We start from the raw sequence: 21,287 nt of genomic DNA on the forward strand, positions 1-21,287 counted from the left end.
CATCGCAGTTCGTGTTTTACGACGGGTCCTCCGTGCGGAATACGATCGGGATACTGGCCGAAGCTCCGTTTGACGACGCAAGTCGTCTCCACTCACCAAAAGGAAGAGCTATGGCGCAGTACAGCACAGAAAACATCCGCAATATCGCGCTTTTGGGACACGTCGGCTGCGGCAAGACGACCTTATTGGAAGCGCTTCTGGTTAAATCCGGAGAAATCCCCAGCGCCGGCAGCGTTGAAAAAGGCGCCACTCTCAGCGATTTCGATCCCCAGGAAAAAGAGCTGGGGCATTCCCTCTACACCTCCGTATGCAGCCTGGATTACGACGCGGCGCATATCAACTTCATCGATACTCCCGGCTATCCCGACTTTCTTGGACGGGCATTGAGCATATTGCCTGCTGTGGACTCCGCCGCGCTGGTCATCAATGCGCAAGCGGGCGTGGAAATGGTGACGGAGCGCCTGATGGCGGCGGTTAAAAAGCGCGAGCTTTGCCGCATGATCATCGTCAACAAGATAGACATGAACGATATCGACTTCGCCCAGCTTATGGAGAGCATTTGCGAAGCCTTTGGTCCTGAATGTCTGCCGATCAACCTGCCGGCGGAATCCGGTCATGGAGTGGTGGATTGCTATTTCGCGCCGGACGAGAGTCACGCCACGGACTTTTCATCCGTAGAGAAAGCGCACAGTGCGCTGGTGGATCAGGTCGTGGAGGTAGATGAGAAGTTGATGGAGGTGTATCTGGAGCAGGGACAGGAACTCAATCCTGAGCAGTTGCACGATCCCTTCGAACAAGCCTTGCGGGAAGGGCATTTGATTCCCGTTTGTTTTGTGTCAGCGCAAACCGGCGCCGGCGTGGAAGAGTTATTGAAGGTGATTTCCCATCTGATGCCGACGCCACTGGAAGGCAACCCGCCGCAATTTTTGAAAGGCGAGGGCGCCGAAGCCAAGAAGGTGGCGGTGGAGCCGGACCCGGGCAAGCACGCCATCGCACACGTTTTTAAAGTCGCGGTGGACCCTTACGTGGGCAAGTTGGGCGTGTTTCGGATTCACCAGGGACGCATCTCCCCTAACTCGCAAATGTATGTCGGTGACGCCCGTAAACCTTTCAAAGTCGCCCATCTGCTGAAACTGCAAGGTAAGAAAACTCGGGAGACCGCCTATGGCGTGCCGGGTGATATTTGCGCCGTAGCGAAGGTGGATGATATCGAGTTCGACTCCGTGCTGCATGACTCGACGGACGAAGAGCAATACCACCTCAAGTCCATCGATTTCCCGCCGCCGATCTGCGGTATCGCCATTGAGCCGGTGCGCAGAGGGGATGAGCAGAAACTGTCGGACGCTTTGCAGAAGGTGTGCGCGGAAGATCCCAGTCTCAAGCTGGAGCATCGCGCTTCGTTGAATGAAACGGTGATGTACGGAGTCAGCGACTTGCATCTGCGTGTTGTGTTGCAGCGCATGAAACAGCAGTTCAATGTGGAGGTGGTCACCCATCCGCCTTCTATCGCCTATAAAGAAACCATTTCCAAGCCTGCGGAAGGACATTTCCGTCACAAAAAGCAAACCGGCGGAGCAGGGCAGTTTGGCGAAGTCTATCTGCGGGTGGAGCCTCTGGAGCGGGGTCAGGGCTTTGAGTTTGAAAACAAAGTGGTGGGAGGCTCCATCCCTTCCCAGTACATTCCCGGCGTGGAAAAAGGCGTACGCCAGGTGCTGGAAAGCGGCGCGATCGCCGGCTTTCCGTTGCAGGATCTACGGGTGACGGTGTACGACGGCAAGCATCATTCGGTGGACTCCAAGGAGATCGCCTTCGTCACCGCCGGCAAGAAAGCCTTTCTGGATGCGGTGACCAAAGCGCAGCCTGTGGTGTTGGAACCCATGGTGAGGCTGAGCGTGACCGCGCCGGCGGCCAGCGTCGGGGATATCACCGGAGACATTTCCGGCTCCCGGGGCATGGTGACGGGCAGCAACGCGCTCAGCCGCAACAGGGCCGCGGTGTCGGCGTTGATTCCATTGGCGGAGCTGGACAACTATCAGTCCAAACTGAAGTCCATGACTGGCGGTGAGGGCGCTTACACGCTGGAATTCAGCCATTACGACTATGCGCCACCGAAACTGCAGCATGAGTTAATGGATCGCTACAAACAAAAACAAAGCGGCGGATGAGCCGCGTCACAGGCGCTTAGCCGGAGTGGGCGGCGTTACTGAACCGGGGGAGACGACAAGCGGCCTTGAAATCCACGGCCGCGGGGCTATCTTTTGGATAAGGGCTAACGGGAATCAGAGTCTCTTTCATGACGACTATCTTGCAAGCTGATGGATTCGAGGATTGCGCCACGATCGAGGATCTCTCTGAGTTCACGGTCTTAATTGTCGACGACTCGCCTCTCAATCTGGATGTGGCGGTGGCCTGCCTGGAAAGTAGAGGCTACCGCACGCTCTCCGCCGAAAATGGCATGCAGGCGCTGCAAATCGCTGAGCAAAGCCAACCCTCTCTCATTCTTCTGGACGTGATGATGCCGGAAATGAATGGGTTCGAAACCTGCCGCAAACTGAAGAGACTGGATGGCTGCGACGACATTCCCGTGATTTTCATGACGGCTCTCAGCGACGTTAAAAGCAAAAAGGCGGGCTTCGACGCCGGCGGCGTGGATTATGTCACCAAGCCGTTTCAGGTGGAGGAGCTGGCGGCGCGGGTGCACACCCATATCGCTCTCAAAGTCGCCTATCAGCAACTTAAGGACAGTGAGCAGCGCTACCGTAAATTAGTTGAGACCACCCCTGACGCCATTCTCGTGGAAGGGGAAGACGGCATTGTATTTCTGAATTCCGCAGCGGTGGGCATGCTGAAAGCGGATAACCCGGACAAACTGCTGGGCGGCGCGTTGCTGGACTTCGTCACGGACGACCAGAAAGAATACGCGGCCATGCAGTTAAAACAGGCTTGCTCGGCGGATAGAAGCGCGGGCCCGCCGGAAGTCATGCTGTTGCGGCAGCTCACCGGCGGACGTGTGGAGGTGGAGGTCAACTGCATCCCTATCACCTATCACCGCTCGCCTTCCCATATGTTTGTGTTGCGGGACATCACTGAGCGTCGGCGTCAGGAAGCGGCGATTGAGTTTCAGGCGACCCATGACGCACTGACCGGGCTGCCTAACCGCAGTCTGTTTCTGGATCGAGTCACGCAGTCGATCAATCACGCGCAGCGTAATGAATCCCGTTTGGCGCTGATTTTCATCGATCTGGATAAGTTCAAACTGATCAACGACACCCTGGGGCATAACGCTGGTGATGAGCTGCTGCGGATCATGTCCAAGCGACTGCAGGATTGCACCCGTAGTTGCGATACCCTGGCCAGATTCGGCGGCGACGAGTTCGTTTTGCTGGTGGATAACCTGGAAAGCGAAGGGGATCTGACCCATCTGGCGTCGCGTCTGATCAGCTCCGTCAGCGCGCCGGTGCTGTTGCTGGGACAGAGCCATTCCATTACCTGCAGCCTGGGCATCAGCAGTTTTCCGGAGGACGGCGACAACGTGGAAGTGCTGATGCGTCATGCGGATATCGCCATGTATCGGGCCAAGGAATCGGGACGCAACGCCTATCAGTTCTTTACTCACCAGATGCAGGATCGCCTCAACGAGCGTCTGAAGCTGGAAAGCAGCCTGAAGCAAGCGCTGGATAATGACGAGTTCGTCTTGCACTACCAGCCACAGGTGGATTTGAGCACGGGCAAGATCATTGGGCTTGAGGCTTTGATCCGCTGGCAGTCGCCCACCTTGGGGCTGGTGCCGCCGGGGGACTTTATTCCCGCGGCGGAAGAAGGACGCTTGATCTCCGCTATTGGCGAGTGGGTCATCTTCGCCGTGTGCAAACGTCTGGAAAGCTGGCGGCGACAGGGGCTGAAAATCGTGCCGGTGGCGATCAACATTTCCGCTTTGCAGTTCATGGAGCAGAAAACCGAGGAGCTGGTGAAGCAGGCTTTGAATAAATACATGGTGGAGCCGAAATACCTGGAGTTGGAGCTGACTGAGTCTCTCTCCATGTTGGACCCGATCACTTCTATCTCTCTAATGCAACGGCTCAAGGATATCGGCGTGTCCCTGTCCATTGACGACTTTGGCACCGGGTACTCCAACCTCAGTTACCTGAAGCGCTTTCCCGTTAACAAGCTGAAAATTGATAAATCCTTTGTGTCTGGCCTGACCAATAACCCGGACGATTACTCCATCGTCAAAGCCATTATCCGCATGTCCCAGAGCCTGGGCTTAAAGACGATTGCGGAAGGGGCGGAAACGGCGGGCCAGATCGCGCTGCTGGCGGCGGAAAACTGCGATGCGATACAGGGCTTCTATTTCAGTCGCCCGCTGCCTGAAGAACAAATCTGCGCCATGCTCAAAGAGCGTCCGCGCCTGGACATCAGCGAATTCGGTCGCAGCCGGGACAGAGGCGCGGTGCTGGTGGTGGACGATGACGCCAATATCCTGCGCAGCATCAAGCGTATTCTGCGGGATGAGGCCTACGAAGTGCTGGTGGCGAGCAATACGGAAGACGCCTATGAAGTGCTGGCGCGGCGCGAAGTGGCAGTGATCGTTTCCGATTTGCAGATGCCAGGAGAGAGCGGCGTGCAGTTTTTCTCCAAAATCAAAACCATGCATCCGCGGTCATTGCGCATTCTGCTCACGGGGCACGGCTCGTCGGAGAGTCTGGAACGGGCGATCAACCAGGGGGAAATCTACCGCTATATCTCTAAGCCCTGGGACAATACGCATTTGCTGGATACGCTTAGCGCCGCGTTCAAACAATACGAAAAAGGCGTCGGATGACGCCTTGATTTTTATCTGCCCGCCCTGTCTGGTCTGATTCCGATCCGTTCCCTGTTTTAACTTTTCCCGGTGAGAAGTCTTCGTTGACGCCCGCCTATTTGGCGCTGCGGTCGGCGATGCGCGCTTTGGCGGTGGGCAACCAGCGCGCCAGTGACGCGTACAGTTGCTGGATATTGAAAGGTTTGGCGAGGAAGTCGTCCATCCCGGAATCCATGCAGCGTTGCTGGTCGCCGGGCAGGGCGTTGGCGGTCAGCGCCACTATCGGCAAGCGTCGGCTGCCGGGATGGGATTGCTCCGCGGCGCGAATGGCCATGGCGGTTTCGTAGCCGTCCATAACCGGCATCTGGCAATCCATCAACACCATGTCGTAGTGGTTCTTGGCCAGGCGCGTCAGCGCTTCGCGACCATTCTCGGCGATGTCCGCGGTGATGCCGATCATATTCAGCAGCTCCACCGCATATTCCTGGTTGATGGGGTGATCCTCCACCAATAAAACGCGGCCGCTAAGCGGTGGATTCTGAGTGCGGCCAGTTGCGCCGCCGCCGGTTTTGGTGGTCAAGGTGGAGACGCCGCTGGTGGTGGGATCTTTTTCCAGCCATACGGAAAACCAGAACGTGGAGCCTTCGCCGGGACGACTTTCCACGCCCAGCTCGCCGCCCATCAGTTCCACCAGGCTCTTGGAGATGCTCAAGCCAAGTCCGGTGCCGCCGTAGGTGCGGGTGGTGGAGCCGTCCGCCTGAGAGAAGGATTCGAAGATCTTTTCCTGTTTCTCCAGGGGAATGCCAATGCCAGTGTCGCTGACCGATATTTTCAGCTTCATGTTGCGGGCGTCTTCATCGCTGATTTCCACAATGATCTGAATGCTGCCCTGCTGAGTGAATTTAAGGGCGTTGCCCACCAGGTTGGTGAGGATCTGCCGCAGGCGGCCGCTGTCGCCGATCAGGGTTTCAGGAATGCCGTCGCTGAGGGCGCAACCCAGTTCAATGTCCTTGCTGTGCGCCCTGGGTGAGAAGATATCCACGAGGTAGTTGAGCAACTCCGGCAGCTTGAACGCGTGATTATCCAGCTCCAGCTTGCCGGCTTCGATTTTGGAGAAGTCCAGAATGTCGTTGATGATATTCAGCAGCGACTCCCCGGAACTGACGATGGTGTCCAGGTATTTGCGCTGTTTCTCCGATAATGGCGTATCCGCAAGTATGCTCGCCATGCCCAGCACGCCATTCATCGGCGTACGGATTTCGTGACTCATTCTGGCCAGGAACTCGCTTTTCGCCTGATTGGCCTGTTCCGCCGCTTCTTTCTCGCGACAGGCTTCCTTGATGTTCTTTTTCAGCTCCACTTCCATGAAGATGAACGACTCCGCCAGACGTCCCACCTCATCGCGGGAGCGCACCGCCAACGATTGAATCGTGCTGTTCGGCTGGTCGTCCTTGAGGAAATCCTGCGACGGCAGTTGTTTGGCGTAATTGGTGAGAAAGTCCAATGGCCGGGAAATACGCGACACCCAGATGAAGGCCACGAGAATGCTGCCAATGAAGAAAAAGGCGATGACCAGACTCTGGCTCTTCACCAGATTCTCCGCCGGTGCGGAGATTTCCTCAACTGGCACCACCACGGAGAGATACCAGTCGAAAGGTTTGAAATAGCTGACGTAGGCTACGACTTGACGTTCTTCATCGCGTTTGGAGCCGGCCACAAAGGGGTCGTGGTAGTGATACACCACCTGGCCGATTTGCTCCTGCGCCCCAATTTGCCCGATCAATTCGGCCAGCAGATCCCGTTGCTCACCATTCAATGGCTTGGGCGCTTCGCCTTCTCCGCTGGCGCCTGGAGGCGGCACCAGCACTTCGCTCTGGCCGTCAAACAGGTAGGCGTAGCCGGTGTTGGCGACTTTGATGTCAGGGAACGTCTTACGCAGACTGTCGATAATAGCGCTCATTTTCTTGCGGCTTTCCGCTTCGACGTATTCGAAGTCCACCATGGCGACGAGGGTCAGTTTCCAGTCGGGCAGGGGAAGAAAGTAGCCGATATGGCGGCTGTCGCGGTCACTGCCGGGTTTGCGCCAGTTGAAGATGGCTTTGTCGCCGGAAGAGTCCAGATTGTCGTCCGACATGGTCTGGTAGATGACGCGGCCTTTAAAATCCCGCAGTGAAGTGATGTACGTCGCTTCCACGCTGGGGTCCGGGTGCGCCATGACGCCGCCCTGGCGATTGAACACAAAGACTTCCACTTCGCCGAAGCGTACGTCCCGCAGCCACTTGAACGCCATGGCCTCGGCCTCTTCCTGGGAGACCTTGCCTGACTTGTACAAATCCCCGTACACCTTGAAGGAGGACTGCGCGATCTCCGAGACGCTCTGCAAGTCGCTTTGCAGATTGGAGAGGATTTCTATTTTGTCGCCGGTCAACTGATCGTAACCGGCTTTGATATTCAGCTCGACCAGCTTCAATACGTTTTGCGCGGAGGATTCTTCAGCATGAAGCATCGCGCGTCCCACGTCACGATGCGTGAAATAAAGAATCGACAGCGCCGCTATGGACATGATCAACAGAATGAGAGAGATGATCCTGGTTCTTAGCGAGTAAAAACGGTAGCGGCTGAAAAAACGGCTGTTAGCTCGAACCATGTTTAATCGGGAACCTGTATTTCTCGAAAGATTTCGTCTGCAGCGGCAAGCCAGTCTGCGCGCAGGTAGATGCCAATGACTTCCGCCGTCTTAAGGTTAAGGGATATATTGGTCTTCTCCTCAAACAATTGTTTCAGGGCTCTGGGGCTCGCCCCGTTTATAACCTGACCCAGGCAGGAAGCCAGGTAATTACCGACGGATTCGAAGTCCGGCCGCGACATACTCATCAAAACGCCATATTTTACTTCTTCCGAGCCCAGTTGGGAAAAAGTGGGCAATTTATGCTTATTGGCGATCTTAACTATTTTCGGAATGCTGCGCTCATTTACGCCGCCTTGCATGGTAATGTACAGCGCGTCCACCTCCGGCGCCAGCTTGTCGATGCATGAAAGTACGCTTTCCACCGCTTTGCTGTTGTCCGGAATATCGCTTAGGGTATAACAACTTACCACTTTGAAGCGATTCTCCTTGGCGACTTTTTCGATATTCTCCAGCGCCGCATAGGCGCGCCCATCCACGGAGTTTTCGTAGGCCACCCCGAGGCGCTTGAAGCCCACCGCTTCGTGAAACACCCGCAGTTGCTTCTCGTAGCGCTGAGGCGACACCCGGGCGAACACGTGATCATAGCCGGAATCTTCGGCGCTTTTGATGATGCCGGACTGAATCGGATCGCTGGCGGAAATCACGAAAATGGGGGTGTGGTGGCGATTATTGGCCAAATCCTGACCTGCCCAGGTGCCCATGGCGAAGACCAGATCGATATCTTTCTGCCGGTTCATCCTGTCGATAATATCCGCACGAATTTTCTCCCTGGAATCCTGTTCCCAGTCTGCGGAGTAGTAGGCGTCGTCCAGAAACGTCAGGTACTGACTTTTGGCGTTATGCGCCAGCCAGGTCCAGAGCGTGCGGGCGTCGGCTTCGCTGCTTGGCAACTCCACCGGTTCGATCCACCCCAGCGCTATCAGGCCGCGGATGGTGGCTTCAAGGTAGTCGTGATAGTTGCCATGGGGGCCGCCTTCGTAATAAGCCAGACGCCATGGGGCGTGAGCGGGCGGATTTTGCGCCTGTGGCGTATCAGGCGGGTGCGAAGCGGCGGCAGGAGGCGTCATGGCGAGCAGGAGAGTGAGTCCCAGCACGCCTGTGAAGCGGAAGACAATCCTGATGATCGAATTGCGCATGAGATGCTCCATCTTGCTGGCGCCCGCTCTGCTCTGAGAGCGGGCGGTTACGCTTATTGGGGCGTTTCGACCTCTCTGTAAATCTCGTCGCTGGCGCCGAGTAACAACAGGGAGGGGTTGAACCCGATGATCTCTGCGGTCTTCAGGTTAAGCGCCATTCTCGCCGGTTCTTCAAACAACTGGGGCAGTTCGTTGGGCTTGGCGCCATTGAATATCCTGGCCATGGTCTGCGCGTGGAACTCGCCAAAATACTTGAAGTTGAACTGCGACAGACTGGCCAGCACGCCATAGCGAACTTCTTCGGAGCCGGACTGGGAGAACGTGGGCACATTGTATTTCTGGGCCGTTTTCACGATCACCGGCAAGGTCTTGCGGGTGACGCCGCCCTGTTCGGTGATGTAAATGGCGTCCACTTTCGGCGCCAGCTTCTGGAAGCAGTCGATGACGCTGTGCTCCGCCATGCTGACGTCGGCGATGTCGCTCTTGGTGTAGCAGGGCACGATGGTGAATTTAAGCTCTTTGCTCAACGCCTCAATGGTGTCCACCGCGGCGTAACTGCGGCCGTTCTGGGTGTTTTCGTAGGCGATGCCGAGCTTTTTGAATCCGGTGATGTCATGGAACACCCGGATATGGCGGTCATAACGGAAGGGGTCCATGGTGGCGTGCAAATGATCATAACCGGAATCATCGATGCTTTTGATGATGCCGGCGGAAAGAGGATCGCTCGCGGAAAACACCAAGGTCGGCGTGCTGTGCTCGTTGTTAGCCAGATCCAGCCCCGCCCAGGTGCCCATGGCGATCATCAGGTCGATGTCTTTCTTTTCGCTGAGCCGTTTGATGATGTCCGTCTTCATCTGGGCGCGCAGGTTGTCGTCCCAATTGGCGTTGTAGTGGGCGTCTTTGACGAACTCGATATAGTCGCTCTGGGCCGACTCAGAGAGCCAGCGCCATAGATCGCTGGTCTGATCGCCCTTTTGGGGAGGGATGTCCGCCTTTTTGATCCAGCCCATATCCATCAACGAGCGCACCGTGACGATCAGCTCCCGTTGATAATCCGGGTACTCGCCCCCTTCGTAATAGCCTATTCGCCAACGTTGCCCATTATTGGTCGTCGGCTCCATGCTGAACTTCGAGGCGGCTTCAGCCTTGGCGGATGTGGCCGCAGTGGCGACGCTGGTGAACAGCGTCAAGGTCAGTGATATCAGAGCGACCAGATAAAGTTTTATCCTCATTCGCTGTTCTCCTTATGCTCCCCAAACTCGTTTTCGCAATTATAGTTCCCTAACACCTCACTCGCTTTGACTGCTTTACTGCGCTACTGCAACTTTTCCATATAACCCTTTGTTTCTATTGCGCTCTTAATGGCGCACTATCAGGCATTCTCAGACCTTTAGGCGTTCTCAAGCCTCAATGGTCACCGGGACGCCCGCCAGGCGATGTCGGCATTCGCCCGCCAGGGTGGCGGCCCAGCCTTCCGGCATGGCCCCCTGACCGGTCATCACGTCCGCCGTCGTTTCCAGCAACGAGGCGATATGCGCCTGCTCCACCGTCATGGCGCGAATACGCGCCACGGCGCTGGCGTCCAGTCCGCCGGCGGCGATGATCTCAACCGGACCCGCCGGCACGTAGCCATCGTCGCGAGTGCGGGTGACTACGGTTTGCATGCCTGACAGATAGAATCCTGTGAAGGCCTGGGCGATGGCTTGAAAGCGGGCGTCTTCGCCAAAATGGCGTTGTAGTGCGTTCAGCACGCCGCGTTGCATCCGGGGCAGATAGGAAGCCTGATAGTAACCGCCGGCGCAGGTTACGCCGCGGGCCAGGGCGATGACAAGAAAATTCGTGAATAATGAGGGCAATAGACGACCTGAGCGCAGTTCCTGCAGTAACGGGCCGGCCGTCAAGGGAACTGCATAATCGCTTTGTTGTCCGTCCACTGCACGCAATGTCGCCGCGCCTCCGTCTTCAGCCGTCAGGCCGAGTGATACTCTGCGCCCGGCGTCGTCAACGCCCCAGAACAGAAAGGTGCCGGAACCGTTGACTCCCTTAAGTTCAGCGTCCAGAGCCCGCAACAAAGGCTGCTCGAAAAAGAGAATGGAAGCGAGACTATCCGGGTTAGCCAAGTCATATTCCAGAAGCATAGTCGCTATTTTTTCCATTTCCAGATAGACCAGCGTCGGCGCGGATACGTTGGCGGCGAACAGACGGCTCCAGACACGCTGGTTCAGCATCACCGCCTGATCCGAGTAATCCGCGGCGGCCATCACCGCTTCCGCCTCGTATTCCTCTTGCAGCAGGCTGAGAGCGGTCTCGGCCAGTCGGGGGGCGTCGTTGCTGACGGCGCGCAGGCGTTTCCGGGCGTTTTGCAGCATGGTTGCGTCCAGGGCGGGGGCGCGGGCGACGATGGTGCGCTTCAGGCGGTCGGGAAACAAGGGGATTTTCAGCGGAAAAGCGCCATTGGCGGCGCTTTCGGCGAAATTCGCCTCAGGATACAGCAACATTCCCCGGGGATAGGTGAGATTGTTGAGAGGAATATTGGCGCAGGCGAACACGGGCAGGGTGGTCGCCCCCGTGGAGAGTCCAAACAGCAGTGTGCCTTGCACGGATTGGGCGAAATAGTCCACACCGTGATGATTGGCGGTCAGGGCGACGGGATGACTAAGAATATCCGCACTGACCGCCGTGGCCACCGCTTCGCCAAGCAGGGGCGAGACATAGCGTTGCAATACGTCTGCCAGATCCTGGCGAGGCTGAAAACTGCTGGGGGCGATGCGAAATCCGCTACGGGTATAGTCACAGACCGGAGAGCGGGCATGCGCCTGCAGTGCGTCGTCGACGACGGGAAGACGCGCGCGAATCTGGGTCAGCAGCGAATCGGTCAGGCTGCTTTCCGACAGGAGTGATTCCATGATGAAGAGATCCTTATGCGGTTTTGCTGCGGCTGGAAATAGCGCTCTGGCTTTGACGGGAGGGCGACTGTTGCGACTTGGACTGCGCCGGCGCGGCGCTTTCCTCGGTCTTGCCGCTGTCGCCAGCGGGCGTCTCCCGCGCGGCCAGTAATTGGAACAGAATGACAGTGATCAGATATGCGCCCCCCAATACCGCCACGCCGTGACGGATATCGGACAACCCCACTAGCCCGGCGAACAACATCGGGCCAAGCATCTGACCGATACGGCTGGAGGCTCGGAACAGGCCGAGCGCTTTGCCTTCCCCCAGTTTTTTGCTGACGTCCAGATGCAGGACGTAGGCGCTCTGGGAGGACAGCACAAAGCAGTTGGATAATCCCAACAGAATGACGGCGCAAGAGGTCGCAGCGACGCCCTGCAGGCCGATAAAAGACAGAAACGCGACACTGCCAAGCAATCCCCCAATAAAAATGGGAATTTTCTTGCTTGGCATGCGATCCGCCAGTCGTCCGACCAGGGGACCGAGAAACGTCATGCAAAGCCCGAACAGCATCAGTATCTGCCCGATCTTGGCTTCCGGCGCGCCAATACGGCTCAGGTAGACCGGCGTGAAGTAGTGCATGAAGCCAATGGCGGCGATGGCGGCGGGCAGGCTGCTGAGCAGACTGACGGCGATCACATTGCGGTCGCCCAGGAAGCGCCAGATGCTGATCTGTCCGCCATGAGCGCCAGGAGCGCCTGAACCGGTTGCGGCGGCTTTGGGCGCGGCGGGACCGGATACGCCCCGGCGCAAGTAGATGACCGCATAGGCGACGACAGTGAACACCAGCAACGCGCCAGTAAGGAACACCGCCTCGTAGCCAAAGCGCTCGGCGATCAGGGCCCCGGTGGCGGCGCCGCAGATACTGCCTGAATAAAGGCCGGCGAACAGATGCGCCAGCCCCTGGGTTTTAGTGCGGGTGTCGGTGTGACGCACGACGAAGCCCTGCGCCGCCAGCAAGGTCAGGCCGTAACCGAAGCCCAGAATGGCGCGGGACAATACGAACTGCAGCGCATCCGGCGCCTGCCAGGAGTACAGACCTCCCGCCAGCGTCAGCAACAGCCCCACTGCGAAGGGCGGAACCCAGCCTTTGCGGTCCAGCCAGGCGCCGGAAACAAAGATGGCGACGCCAACGCATAAAAACTCCACCGCAACAGGCAACCCGAGCGCAAATTCTCTGGACACGCCGGGAATGACGTCATACAGCCGCTCCATGTGCAAAGGCAGTATCGACATGGACAGGTCCACGCCGAACAGAAACAGGAAAATCGCCGGCCGCATGGCTTTGTACAGCTCAGATGCCGCGGGTTGGGGCGCAGAAGGCGCAGTGTCAGGGGGATGTGAGGGCTCCGCCGGCGTGCGCCCGGCGAACAAAACCACAGACATTTCCACTGCGATCAGCAAGGCGATCAACATGATGGTGGCGTTATCCGCCACCAGCGCAATGAACTCCGCGCCGCTGTAGGCGGCGTCGCCCTGCGCCGAGGTCAGGTCAGCCTGAATGGAGAGCCAGGCGGTGACGAACAGGGCTCCATGGGCGCTGGCGGCGGTGAGAACGCCGGCCCCGGCGCGTGCGAGTCGGGCGAAACGACGGGCGCCTTTACTGTCGCCTTCCTCAATCGAGGTGTTGGCGACGCGATTCAGCAAAACCAGCAGCAGCGTCATGCCCGCCAGTACGGCGAACCCCGCTGCGAATCCTCGCGCCAGACTTTCCCACACCTGACGTGCGCGCTGTTCGCCATTGGCGGCGGTAACGGCCTTGTCCAGGGTCACCATGAGGGTGACGTCAGAATTTGGCTGCGTCGGAGAAAGAATGATTTCGAATCGATCCTGGGTGGTTGCGTACTTCAGTTCGTCGCCAGGAAGCCGCTTTAAGCGGTAAGCATTGGGAAGGTCGGCGCCGATCTGGCTGGCGTCAGTGCTCAGGGTGACGACGCCGTTCCGGGCCAGAGCAAGCTCCGGCCCGGCGAAGGAGGACGCATCGCCGGTTTGTCGGCCCAGATTCTGGACGGCGGCCTTGAACACAGCGGAGGTGCGCAGTTTTTCCGACAACTCGGTTTGACGTTGACTCAGATCCTCAAGATCTGTCGTATTTTGGATACGGATCTCTTTGATTCCCGCGTCAAACAGCGACGCGGACAGAAAGTGCTGCTCGTGCAAACGCTCGAACACAACATAAGAAAGGAAAGCGCTGAGGGGCAGTGTGAGAATCAGCAATAACGTCATTCTTGCGGAAAACCGCATCGGGTTTAGCGCGTCCATTTAGTGACGGTCCTCATAGCTAAGTGTGGCGATCGTAACTCATTGAAATACCTCCAGGCTACTACGGAAAAATCAGATTACTGCTTAGTCATCAAACGCTTACGGATGATTGACGAATTCGCCGCCTCCAGGGTGAGCTGCTGTTTGTATAAGCGCGCTTCGCTTTCCGCCATCAGGTACTCGTTGGCGGTTGGCGCCACCACATTGATCGGCTGCATACGGTATTGGCCTTCAAACAACATGTAAGGCTTGGTCGTCAGCACCCAACCGTTTTCCGTCTGCTGAATATTGATCACCGCATCGGGATCTTCCTCCCGGCAGCGGATAGGCAGCAGGTTGATGTTGGTGATCGGCATGGAGAACAACTGTTGCACCACGTAGGCCACCGCCAGAGCGCCGGTGCTGCAGGCCAGGGTCTCACGATTGATGCCGCGTTCGAAGCAACGGTTGGAGACGGAGTCCAGGTTGTGGATACGGGCGAAGTTGACGCTGACGCCTTCAGGGAAAATGTGTCGGCAGCGGCTGTTAATAAAAGAACCGATGCGATGCACCAGCCAGGCGCCCAGACCGCGGCGTCTGTCTTCCGGCGCATGACCTTCAGGCGTGGCGCCGAAAATGAAGTTGGCCAGCTCAGGCACTGAGAAGTCATGATCCGGGAAAATCACCAGATGGGGTTCACCGGTGAACACCAGATAGCCTTTAATGGTCAGCGTGGATTCATCCGTATAGGGCTTCAGATCGTCGCGACGGAACTGAATGGTGAGTTCCTCGATAACGTCGATCGTGTCGTCCAGCGGATGCAGGCTGTCGCGGTTGACCAACTGGGTTGGCGTATGACGGGGCATGCCCAGGTTGACCCAACTGCCGTCGTAGCCGAGGCTGCCGATGGAAATAATGTTGGGCGTGGACAACGGGATTTCAGTGGCGATATTGGACACTGTCACGCCGTGCTTGCGGCGCAAAAAGTCAGCGATGCATATCAAGCCATTGCCGCAGCAGGCGGCTTCTTCGCCGTTGGGCTCAAACATTCTGAAAACATAGTCCGCAGCGGATAAATCCGGCTTTGCGTCCCAGTAGTTTCTATCCTTAGCGATCGCGTCCAGCGTCCGTGCATTTGATCGTTGCACTACCAGCAGATTGTCGCAACCAATGCCAAAAGTCGTGCTTGTGGCCTTGGGAGCGAAAGCCGACCATTCCATTTCTGCCAATACGCTGTCCTCGGTAGCGTCAACAATAACGAAGTTATTGCCGCAGGAAGTGTATTTGACGAAGGGAACAGTTTTCGCGGCTACGTCTGCTGTTTCGTTCTTATCTATGAACATCTGGAGTGACCTCACTTGGTGACAAACAGTACAAATCCGCCATAGAAAATAGCATGGTCTAAATTCTTCGCCATTGCATAACGGCGATAATTGGAAATGATTGGTAAACTTAGATTATTAACTGTGATCGCGAAGGGCGCGAGGAAGTGATGGAAGTTTTGTGAGACATGTATTGTCAAATTCTGATACATAAGACGATTCAGCTCCCTATCTGTGTATCCGGACGGGGGATATCGCTTGCAAATTTCCACACAGGCTTACAGTCATTTGCGTTCGCTCTGCTATATCTTAGCGGCCTGCTGACATTCTGCAGTTGTGAGCGGTAAGCTAATTTTTATTATGATTATCGGCGACGCCCGCATAGCCGAAGGAGTCTGACATGCTGAGCTTGTACGCTAAAGATTCAATGGTGGATTTTTTAGTACAGAAATTGGACTACAAAATTCGTTGCGCGCTTTCCCCCTTTCCGGTGGCGAAGGAGTACAAAGCGCATCTGGATACCTTGAACAGGGACGGTTGTGTGGTATTCGAGGAATACTTTTCGCCGGAGCAGGTGGACGAGTTCCTGGAGGATATAGAGGCCGCCAAGAGACGTCAGGATCTTACCCTGGTCGCCAATGGCCACATCGATACGGGTATTTCGCGGGTTTATGATGTCGCCACTGTGGCGCCAATGACCCGTAAGATTTTTGAGGACCCGATGATCCTCAGCCTGATCAAAGGCTATTGCTCCAGTAAGTGTGAGCTGCTGAAAACGTTCTATGAAGAGAAGAGGGAAGTGGGGACATCCTCCCAGTCCAACCACCACCACTTTGACGACTGGCGTCATCGCATTAAAGTGTGGGTGTACCTGACTGATGTAACAGAAAACCAGGCGCCGACTACGATTACCCTGGGCAGCCACAAGAACCATCTGTGGCGTTACTGGCCGGAATACAATTATTTTCTGCACTTCCGCACCGACGAAAATAACCGCTACACAGAAATGACCGACTATTCCGGCATGTTCTGGCCCCATGAAGCGGCGACGATTCGAAAACTTTGGAAATATAAAGAAAAGACCATTACTGGCAAGAAAGGGACGATGTTTATCTTCGACTCCCGCGCTTTACACCGCTCAACCGTATTAAAAGAAGGCGAACGCAAGATTATTACCGGTTATTACACTTATAAAGGTTTGGGCCTGTAGTCGAGCCGAACCGCCTAAAAGACATATTCAAGATAAAGCGACGCGACGTAACACAGGAACGCGAAGCGGATAAAACGGGTAACTAAGACCAGGCGCTGAAAAAAAGCCGCTCCCGACAATGAATAAGTAGCAAACCGTAATGCGTCGGGAGCGGTCGATCGAAATCGTTGAAAGGGGCTATTGTGCGGAGACAATGTCTCCTTTGCGGCGTTGAACTTTGAATTCGCCTCTAATGTCGCCTTGCGCGTATCTGACCCAGCCGGTGTCGATGGCGTCGACAGTCGGCAGCTCCCGCACGAAAAGGTCCGCAGAGTCTTGTGCGCCAGCCAGCACGGCGAAATCGCCTTTTCCCACTACGTTCAGCCAGATCCCGCCATCGGGATTAACTTTCATCAGGTTGGGCGAATTCTTTTGCGGCCGGATGTAATCATGAGACGCCTCGCCACTGAGGTGATAGGCGGTTCCGTCCACGGTCATCGTCATGCCCGGCAACAGGTCGATACGCAAGTCCAGTGGATACTGATCCTGCGTCAATGTACCGACAGACATGCGCAGCTTGCCGGAGAAGTTGAACGCCTTGCCGTCGATATTGAGCGCGACATTGTCATAGGTGGCGCTCACCTCGTCAGTGCTGGGCGTCCAAAAGGTTTCCGACCACATTTCCAGGTCGCGGACGCCGCTGACGAACTCAACGAGGCCATCCACTCCGACGTTCAGCACACAGCCGTGAAAGCTCTGGCTGTAGAGTTTTTTCACCCTGCGACCGTCGTTGCGTTCGCCTTTGTAAGCGATGTCGTAATAGCCGCCGTTGGGGCAGTTGGTGGTAACCTCTGTCTGTATCCCGTCGGGGAGATCCGCGAATGCGTTCTGCATGGCGGAGAAGCTATACAGACGACTCTCGGCGATGGTCACATAGGATACGTGATACGCCTTGCGCGCCAGGGACGCCAGTTCGTTGCGTTGACTGTCTTCGGAAGAGGAGGGGGAGCCCCCTCCGCCGCAGCCGGAGAGCATGGCCATGCCTGCAACGAGACTTATTGTGCGTAGGAATAATCTCATGCCTCACCGCCTCAAATTTTAATTAGAAGTCATTGAAATGATCATTGAGACGAGAGACGACAGAGCGCCCGCCCAGGCCTTTATTGGTGGTGAAAATCACTCTTCCTTTATCCATCTCGAATAGAGTGTCGCGTTCAACGCCAAATACGCCGGTTTCTCCCTCTTTAACGCCTGGATAGACCAGCACTTGTTTAAGTGAAAGACTTTCCAGCAGGATGCTGCCGTCGGTTTTCACTTTCATGAGGTTTGGCAAAACACCATTTGGCTTGATAGTGAATTGGACTGGAGAAATGCTTTTATGCATATCGTTCAAAGTGAAAAACGCTTCAGAAAGGAGCGTGACGTTACCGCCAAGAGTAACTTCCATCTTGAATGGATAGTTACCGTCTTCATTGGTGCGAGAGACTTTGGTCGTAATAGTGCCCGAGTACTCCAGCGGCAAACCATCGATAGTGACGTTGACGTCGTTGTTGACGGACTCTGTCGTCAGTTCAAGGACGTCGCCCTCTGGCAGTATGAACGAAATGTCGCGGGAGCCGCTGACGTAAGTGATGGTGTCCATGAGGCCATAGTCCATAGAGCAGCTGTAAAACTTCTGCGTAAATGTGCTCGTTTTATCCTTAAGCGACTTGAACTCCGCCGTGTAATAACCGCCTTTGGGGCAGGTGACGGTTTTCGCGCCATCTAACAGACCAGGCAGCTTGTTATCTCTTAGCTCAACTGCGTGGAAGCTGTACAGTCTCGCATCCGCCAGGGGCACGTAAGTGATAGCGTACGCCTGTCTGGCGAGTGAGAATTCATACGCACTGATTGTGTTATTTGCTGTTGATCCATTACCCGATGAGGAGCCGCCGCCCCCACCGCCACATCCTGTGAGCAAAGCCAAAACCGATACCAAAGCAATGCTACGTGTTTTCATTCGTTATAATTTCCAGAGAACCAAAATAGAGATGTATACCGCGCACTAACCGCGCAGCCCTTGTTAGCAGGGAGTTGAACTTTAATTACCTTTCTGTAACACATCCCATACGTAAAATTACTAAAACGTTTAAGCTGGTATGCGCTATGCTTATTGAAAGAAACGAGAGGTGGAAAGGCTTCCGAGTTATGAAAGCGTTTCCTTTTTTATAAATTTACACTGTTAAGTTTTCTATTAAAAATGTGACCTGTGTCGCAAAAAGTGATGGACGGGATTCAACCAAAGGATTAATAATCTAATCATATGGAGTAATGCCGTTCGAAGATCTTGGAACAACCAGGAAGCGCTTTTGCGGTTTACAAGGAAAGGACACCATGAAAACAATATCGCTATGGCTCTTATTGTTATTGGCGTGGGACGCGGAAGCGGCTTATGTCACCTCTACGGACTCTGCGGAGTACGATCTAAAACGCCCCCTCGAAAGCATGAATATCAAGTATGCCTATGAAGAGCCGCAGCTTGATCGCTTGCCAGCAGGCAAGTGCGGAATCGGCGGTGGGCTATACGTGAACACAGATTTCTGCAAAACCTCCGACCTTGGGTCGACTGGCGCTGCGATCACGGCGACAGAGTCGGTGGCAGGCGCCTCGGCGTCCGCCAATCCGACCGTGGCGGCGGTGTTCGGGCTTAGCCTTATCGGCTTGGGATTATTGGGTTTGGGAGCGCTGCAAATACGGTCATAAGAGATAACAAACCGTTTCCCTAATTTACCAAATCCTCGCTTACTATCCGGGGACTGAGGCCTAGACTTGAATCACAATCAGGTGAAAGAGGGTGATTCTATGAACGGCGCAGTCCTTTTGGTTGATGATGAACCCGGGGTGACTCAATCCCTGACCCGTCTACTCCACCGACGAGGTTACCGCACTCATTCCGCTCATGATGGCGTGGCTGCGCTGCGGCTTATGCAGCAGCACGATTTTGACGTGGTGATCACTGACTTCAACATGCCCTACATGAACGGCGTAGAGTTTCTGCAAAAAGTCGGTCACAAGTACCCACGCATCGAGAGAGTGTTGATGAGCGGGTTAAGTGAATTCTCCATGTTGCGGGACGCCGTCAACAGCGCCCGCGTCAGCACTTTTATAACCAAACCCTGGGACGACGAAGATCTGGTGCGCGTGGTGACCCAGTCGTTGCGTTCCGCGGCGGGACGGGAGGATGCGCAGACGTTTCGCGATATTCTCGACAACGCCAGGGAAGGGGTGGTGGTGATCGATCGCAGCGGCGTGGTGACCGATATCAATGAGAAGCTGTGCTTCTGGCTGGGGTATGAAGCCCATGAGCTGATTGGCGTGGCCTCTTCCACCATGCGGTCGGACCAGCAGCCGCGCGAAGCCTATCAGGCGCTCTACGCCGATGTGGTGGACCGGGGATGTTGGGAAGGTGAGTTGCATCTGCGTCGCAAGGACGGCGGTTCACTGAAAACCGAGACTCTGATCAAGCCTTTCCGGGACGGAGACGGCTGCATCGAACGCATTGTCTTCTACGTCTTCCCGTCGGAATTTCAGTAAAAGTCACACAGGACAATAACCAAAACCGGGACAGTAAGTCCCGGTTTTGTCCATAGCAGCCAGTAGGAGCGTCATTTTAGTATCTAGGCTCAGTTGCAATTAACGCCTGGTAACTTCTATGACGATACAAGCGCCGCGTAAGAAATTCATTTGGGTTTGGCTGTTATGGCTGGTTGGTTTTTATAGCATCTGGGCGTTCCTGGTGTTCGGCCTCGATCAATGGGGAGCGGTGACGGAACACTGGCCTATCGCTCTGGCGATGGCGCTGGGGAGTTACGCCGCTGGTTCTACGCCCATGGGCGGCGGCACTGTTGGGTTTCCTGTGTTGGTGTTGTTGTTTGATATGCCGGCGACCTTGGGGCGGGACTTCAGTTTCGCCGTACAGGCGATCGGGATGACCAGCGCCAGCATTTTCATACTGGCTCGTCGCCAGCCTCTCGCCTGGTCCATGCTGTTCGGCGCTATGTTTGGCGCACTGATTGGCACGCCTTTGGGAATTTTCTTCATCGCCCCTTATGTTCCTGGCTTGTTGATAAAAGTCGTGTTTGCAGTGATCTGGGCCAGCTTTGGCATTCTGCATCTGTATCGTATTCGTGAGATCGCCGGCCATAGTGGCATGACCGAGTTCGACGAGAACTGGGATTTCCGTGTCGGCGCCATGCTTGGCCTGTGCGCTGGCGCATCGGTCGCTTCCGTCACTGGCGTTGGCATCGACATGGTGATTTATAGCGCGCTGGTGTTGCTGTGCCGCGCGGACCTCAAGATCGCGATTCCGACCTCCGTTGTGATTATGGCGTTCACTTCCGTGCTGGGCGTGGTGGTGAAAAATCTATCTACCGGCATGCAGCCGGGCGTGTATGAAAACTGGCTGGCGGCGGCTCCGATTGTCGCACTGGGTGCGCCTTTGGGCGCCTACATCGTAGATTTGATTGGGCGTAAACCGACGCTGTTATTCGTGGCGGTGCTGTGTGTGGGGCAGTTTATCTGGACCTGCTCGGTAGAGCGTCACACCCTTGGCGTGGCTGGCGTTCTGATGGCGGTGGGCGCAGTGGGCGTATGCCTGTATGGCTTTGAGCGTCTGCGCGCCTGGGGAGCGGTTCTGGTAGGAGAAGCCAAGGAGAAGCAGGCTGCGAAGACTCGTTTGGCGTATCTGGCGGAAATGTCTGGGCAGTCATTGTCTCAGAACCCTTATCCGCCACAGGGGTGCCCGGTGAAACAGGTGGAAGCGGCTGACGTAAGCTGAGGCGACTTTTCGTAGACGGCCATCATTGATAATCTCGTGGACGCACATCATCGACAATTCAGTTCTACATAATAGAGCAAACAAGCGGCCGGAAAGTCTCCCGCCGCTTTTCCCTGTTTCCATCAATGAAATCGCTGGATTGTTTAG

General features: G+C 55.8%; 14 protein-coding genes. 6 read left to right on the top strand and 8 right to left on the bottom strand.

The window, feature by feature from the left end; genetic code table 11:
* Nucleotides 1–110 precede the first annotated feature (110 nt).
* Nucleotides 111–2,165, top strand: a complete 2,055-nt coding sequence (gene fusA, locus ACQYWX_RS14345) for an elongation factor G (protein ID WP_431689280.1) — start codon at nucleotides 111–113, stop codon at nucleotides 2,163–2,165.
* Nucleotides 2,166–2,293: 128 nt separating this feature from the next.
* Nucleotides 2,294–4,822 carry an EAL domain-containing protein gene (locus ACQYWX_RS14350; protein WP_431689281.1) on the top strand — a complete coding sequence of 843 codons (2,529 nt, stop codon included), beginning with the start codon at nucleotides 2,294–2,296 and terminating at the stop codon, nucleotides 4,820–4,822.
* 94 nt (nucleotides 4,823–4,916) lie between these two features.
* Here ACQYWX_RS14350 and ACQYWX_RS14355 read toward each other — a convergent pair whose 3' ends face one another.
* The 6 genes from ACQYWX_RS14355 to ACQYWX_RS14380 form a co-directional block, all read right to left on the bottom strand.
* Nucleotides 4,917–7,448, bottom strand: a complete 2,532-nt coding sequence (locus ACQYWX_RS14355) for a cache domain-containing protein (RefSeq protein WP_279506560.1) — start codon at nucleotides 7,446–7,448, stop codon at nucleotides 4,917–4,919.
* Between the two features lie 2 nt (nucleotides 7,449–7,450).
* Nucleotides 7,451–8,626, bottom strand: a complete 1,176-nt coding sequence (locus ACQYWX_RS14360; protein WP_216736228.1) for an ABC transporter substrate binding protein — start codon at nucleotides 8,624–8,626, stop codon at nucleotides 7,451–7,453.
* A gap of 53 nt (nucleotides 8,627–8,679) precedes the next feature.
* The gene (locus tag ACQYWX_RS14365) at nucleotides 8,680–9,858 is read right to left on the bottom strand and encodes an ABC transporter substrate-binding protein (protein WP_431689282.1); all 1,179 of its coding nucleotides are present in this window, start codon (nucleotides 9,856–9,858) and stop codon (nucleotides 8,680–8,682) included.
* Nucleotides 9,859–10,026: 168 nt separating this feature from the next.
* Nucleotides 10,027–11,532, bottom strand: coding sequence for a hypothetical protein (locus tag ACQYWX_RS14370; protein WP_431689283.1), 1,506 nt, complete (start codon nucleotides 11,530–11,532; stop codon nucleotides 10,027–10,029).
* Between the two features lie 13 nt (nucleotides 11,533–11,545).
* A complete protein-coding gene (locus tag ACQYWX_RS14375) occupies nucleotides 11,546–13,834 on the bottom strand; it encodes an MFS transporter (protein WP_431689284.1) in 2,289 nt (762 codons plus the stop codon).
* A gap of 77 nt (nucleotides 13,835–13,911) precedes the next feature.
* Nucleotides 13,912–15,156 (bottom strand): diaminopimelate epimerase, encoded by a 1,245-nt coding sequence (locus ACQYWX_RS14380; RefSeq protein WP_216736232.1) that lies wholly within the window; start codon nucleotides 15,154–15,156, stop codon nucleotides 13,912–13,914.
* Between the two features lie 379 nt (nucleotides 15,157–15,535).
* Between ACQYWX_RS14380 and ACQYWX_RS14385 the strand changes: the two genes are divergently transcribed.
* Nucleotides 15,536–16,345: a phytanoyl-CoA dioxygenase family protein gene (locus ACQYWX_RS14385; RefSeq protein ID WP_216736233.1), complete on the top strand. Its 810-nt coding sequence runs from the start codon at nucleotides 15,536–15,538 to the stop codon at nucleotides 16,343–16,345.
* A gap of 177 nt (nucleotides 16,346–16,522) precedes the next feature.
* Here ACQYWX_RS14385 and ACQYWX_RS14390 read toward each other — a convergent pair whose 3' ends face one another.
* Both ACQYWX_RS14390 and ACQYWX_RS14395 read right to left on the bottom strand, forming a co-directional pair.
* Nucleotides 16,523–17,404 carry a hypothetical protein gene (locus ACQYWX_RS14390; protein WP_431689285.1) on the bottom strand — a complete coding sequence of 294 codons (882 nt, stop codon included), beginning with the start codon at nucleotides 17,402–17,404 and terminating at the stop codon, nucleotides 16,523–16,525.
* A gap of 22 nt (nucleotides 17,405–17,426) precedes the next feature.
* A complete protein-coding gene (locus ACQYWX_RS14395; protein ID WP_431689286.1) occupies nucleotides 17,427–18,323 on the bottom strand; it encodes a hypothetical protein in 897 nt (298 codons plus the stop codon).
* 374 nt (nucleotides 18,324–18,697) lie between these two features.
* Here ACQYWX_RS14395 and ACQYWX_RS14400 point away from each other — a divergent pair, with 374 nt between their 5' ends.
* The 3 genes from ACQYWX_RS14400 (at nucleotide 18,698) to ACQYWX_RS14410 (ending at nucleotide 21,140) form a co-directional block, all read left to right on the top strand.
* Nucleotides 18,698–19,066: a hypothetical protein gene (locus tag ACQYWX_RS14400; RefSeq protein ID WP_431689287.1), complete on the top strand. Its 369-nt coding sequence runs from the start codon at nucleotides 18,698–18,700 to the stop codon at nucleotides 19,064–19,066.
* A gap of 99 nt (nucleotides 19,067–19,165) precedes the next feature.
* Nucleotides 19,166–19,897: a response regulator gene (locus ACQYWX_RS14405; RefSeq protein ID WP_216736237.1), complete on the top strand. Its 732-nt coding sequence runs from the start codon at nucleotides 19,166–19,168 to the stop codon at nucleotides 19,895–19,897.
* A 118-nt stretch (nucleotides 19,898–20,015) separates the two neighbouring features.
* Complete coding sequence (locus ACQYWX_RS14410; protein WP_431689288.1) at nucleotides 20,016–21,140, top strand: sulfite exporter TauE/SafE family protein; 1,125 nt, start codon at nucleotides 20,016–20,018, stop codon at nucleotides 21,138–21,140.
* Nucleotides 21,141–21,287: the final 147 nt, after the last annotated feature.

Source organism: Hahella sp. NBU794, from assembly GCF_050749805.1.
Taxonomy (GTDB): Bacteria; Pseudomonadota; Gammaproteobacteria; order Pseudomonadales; family Oleiphilaceae; genus Hahella.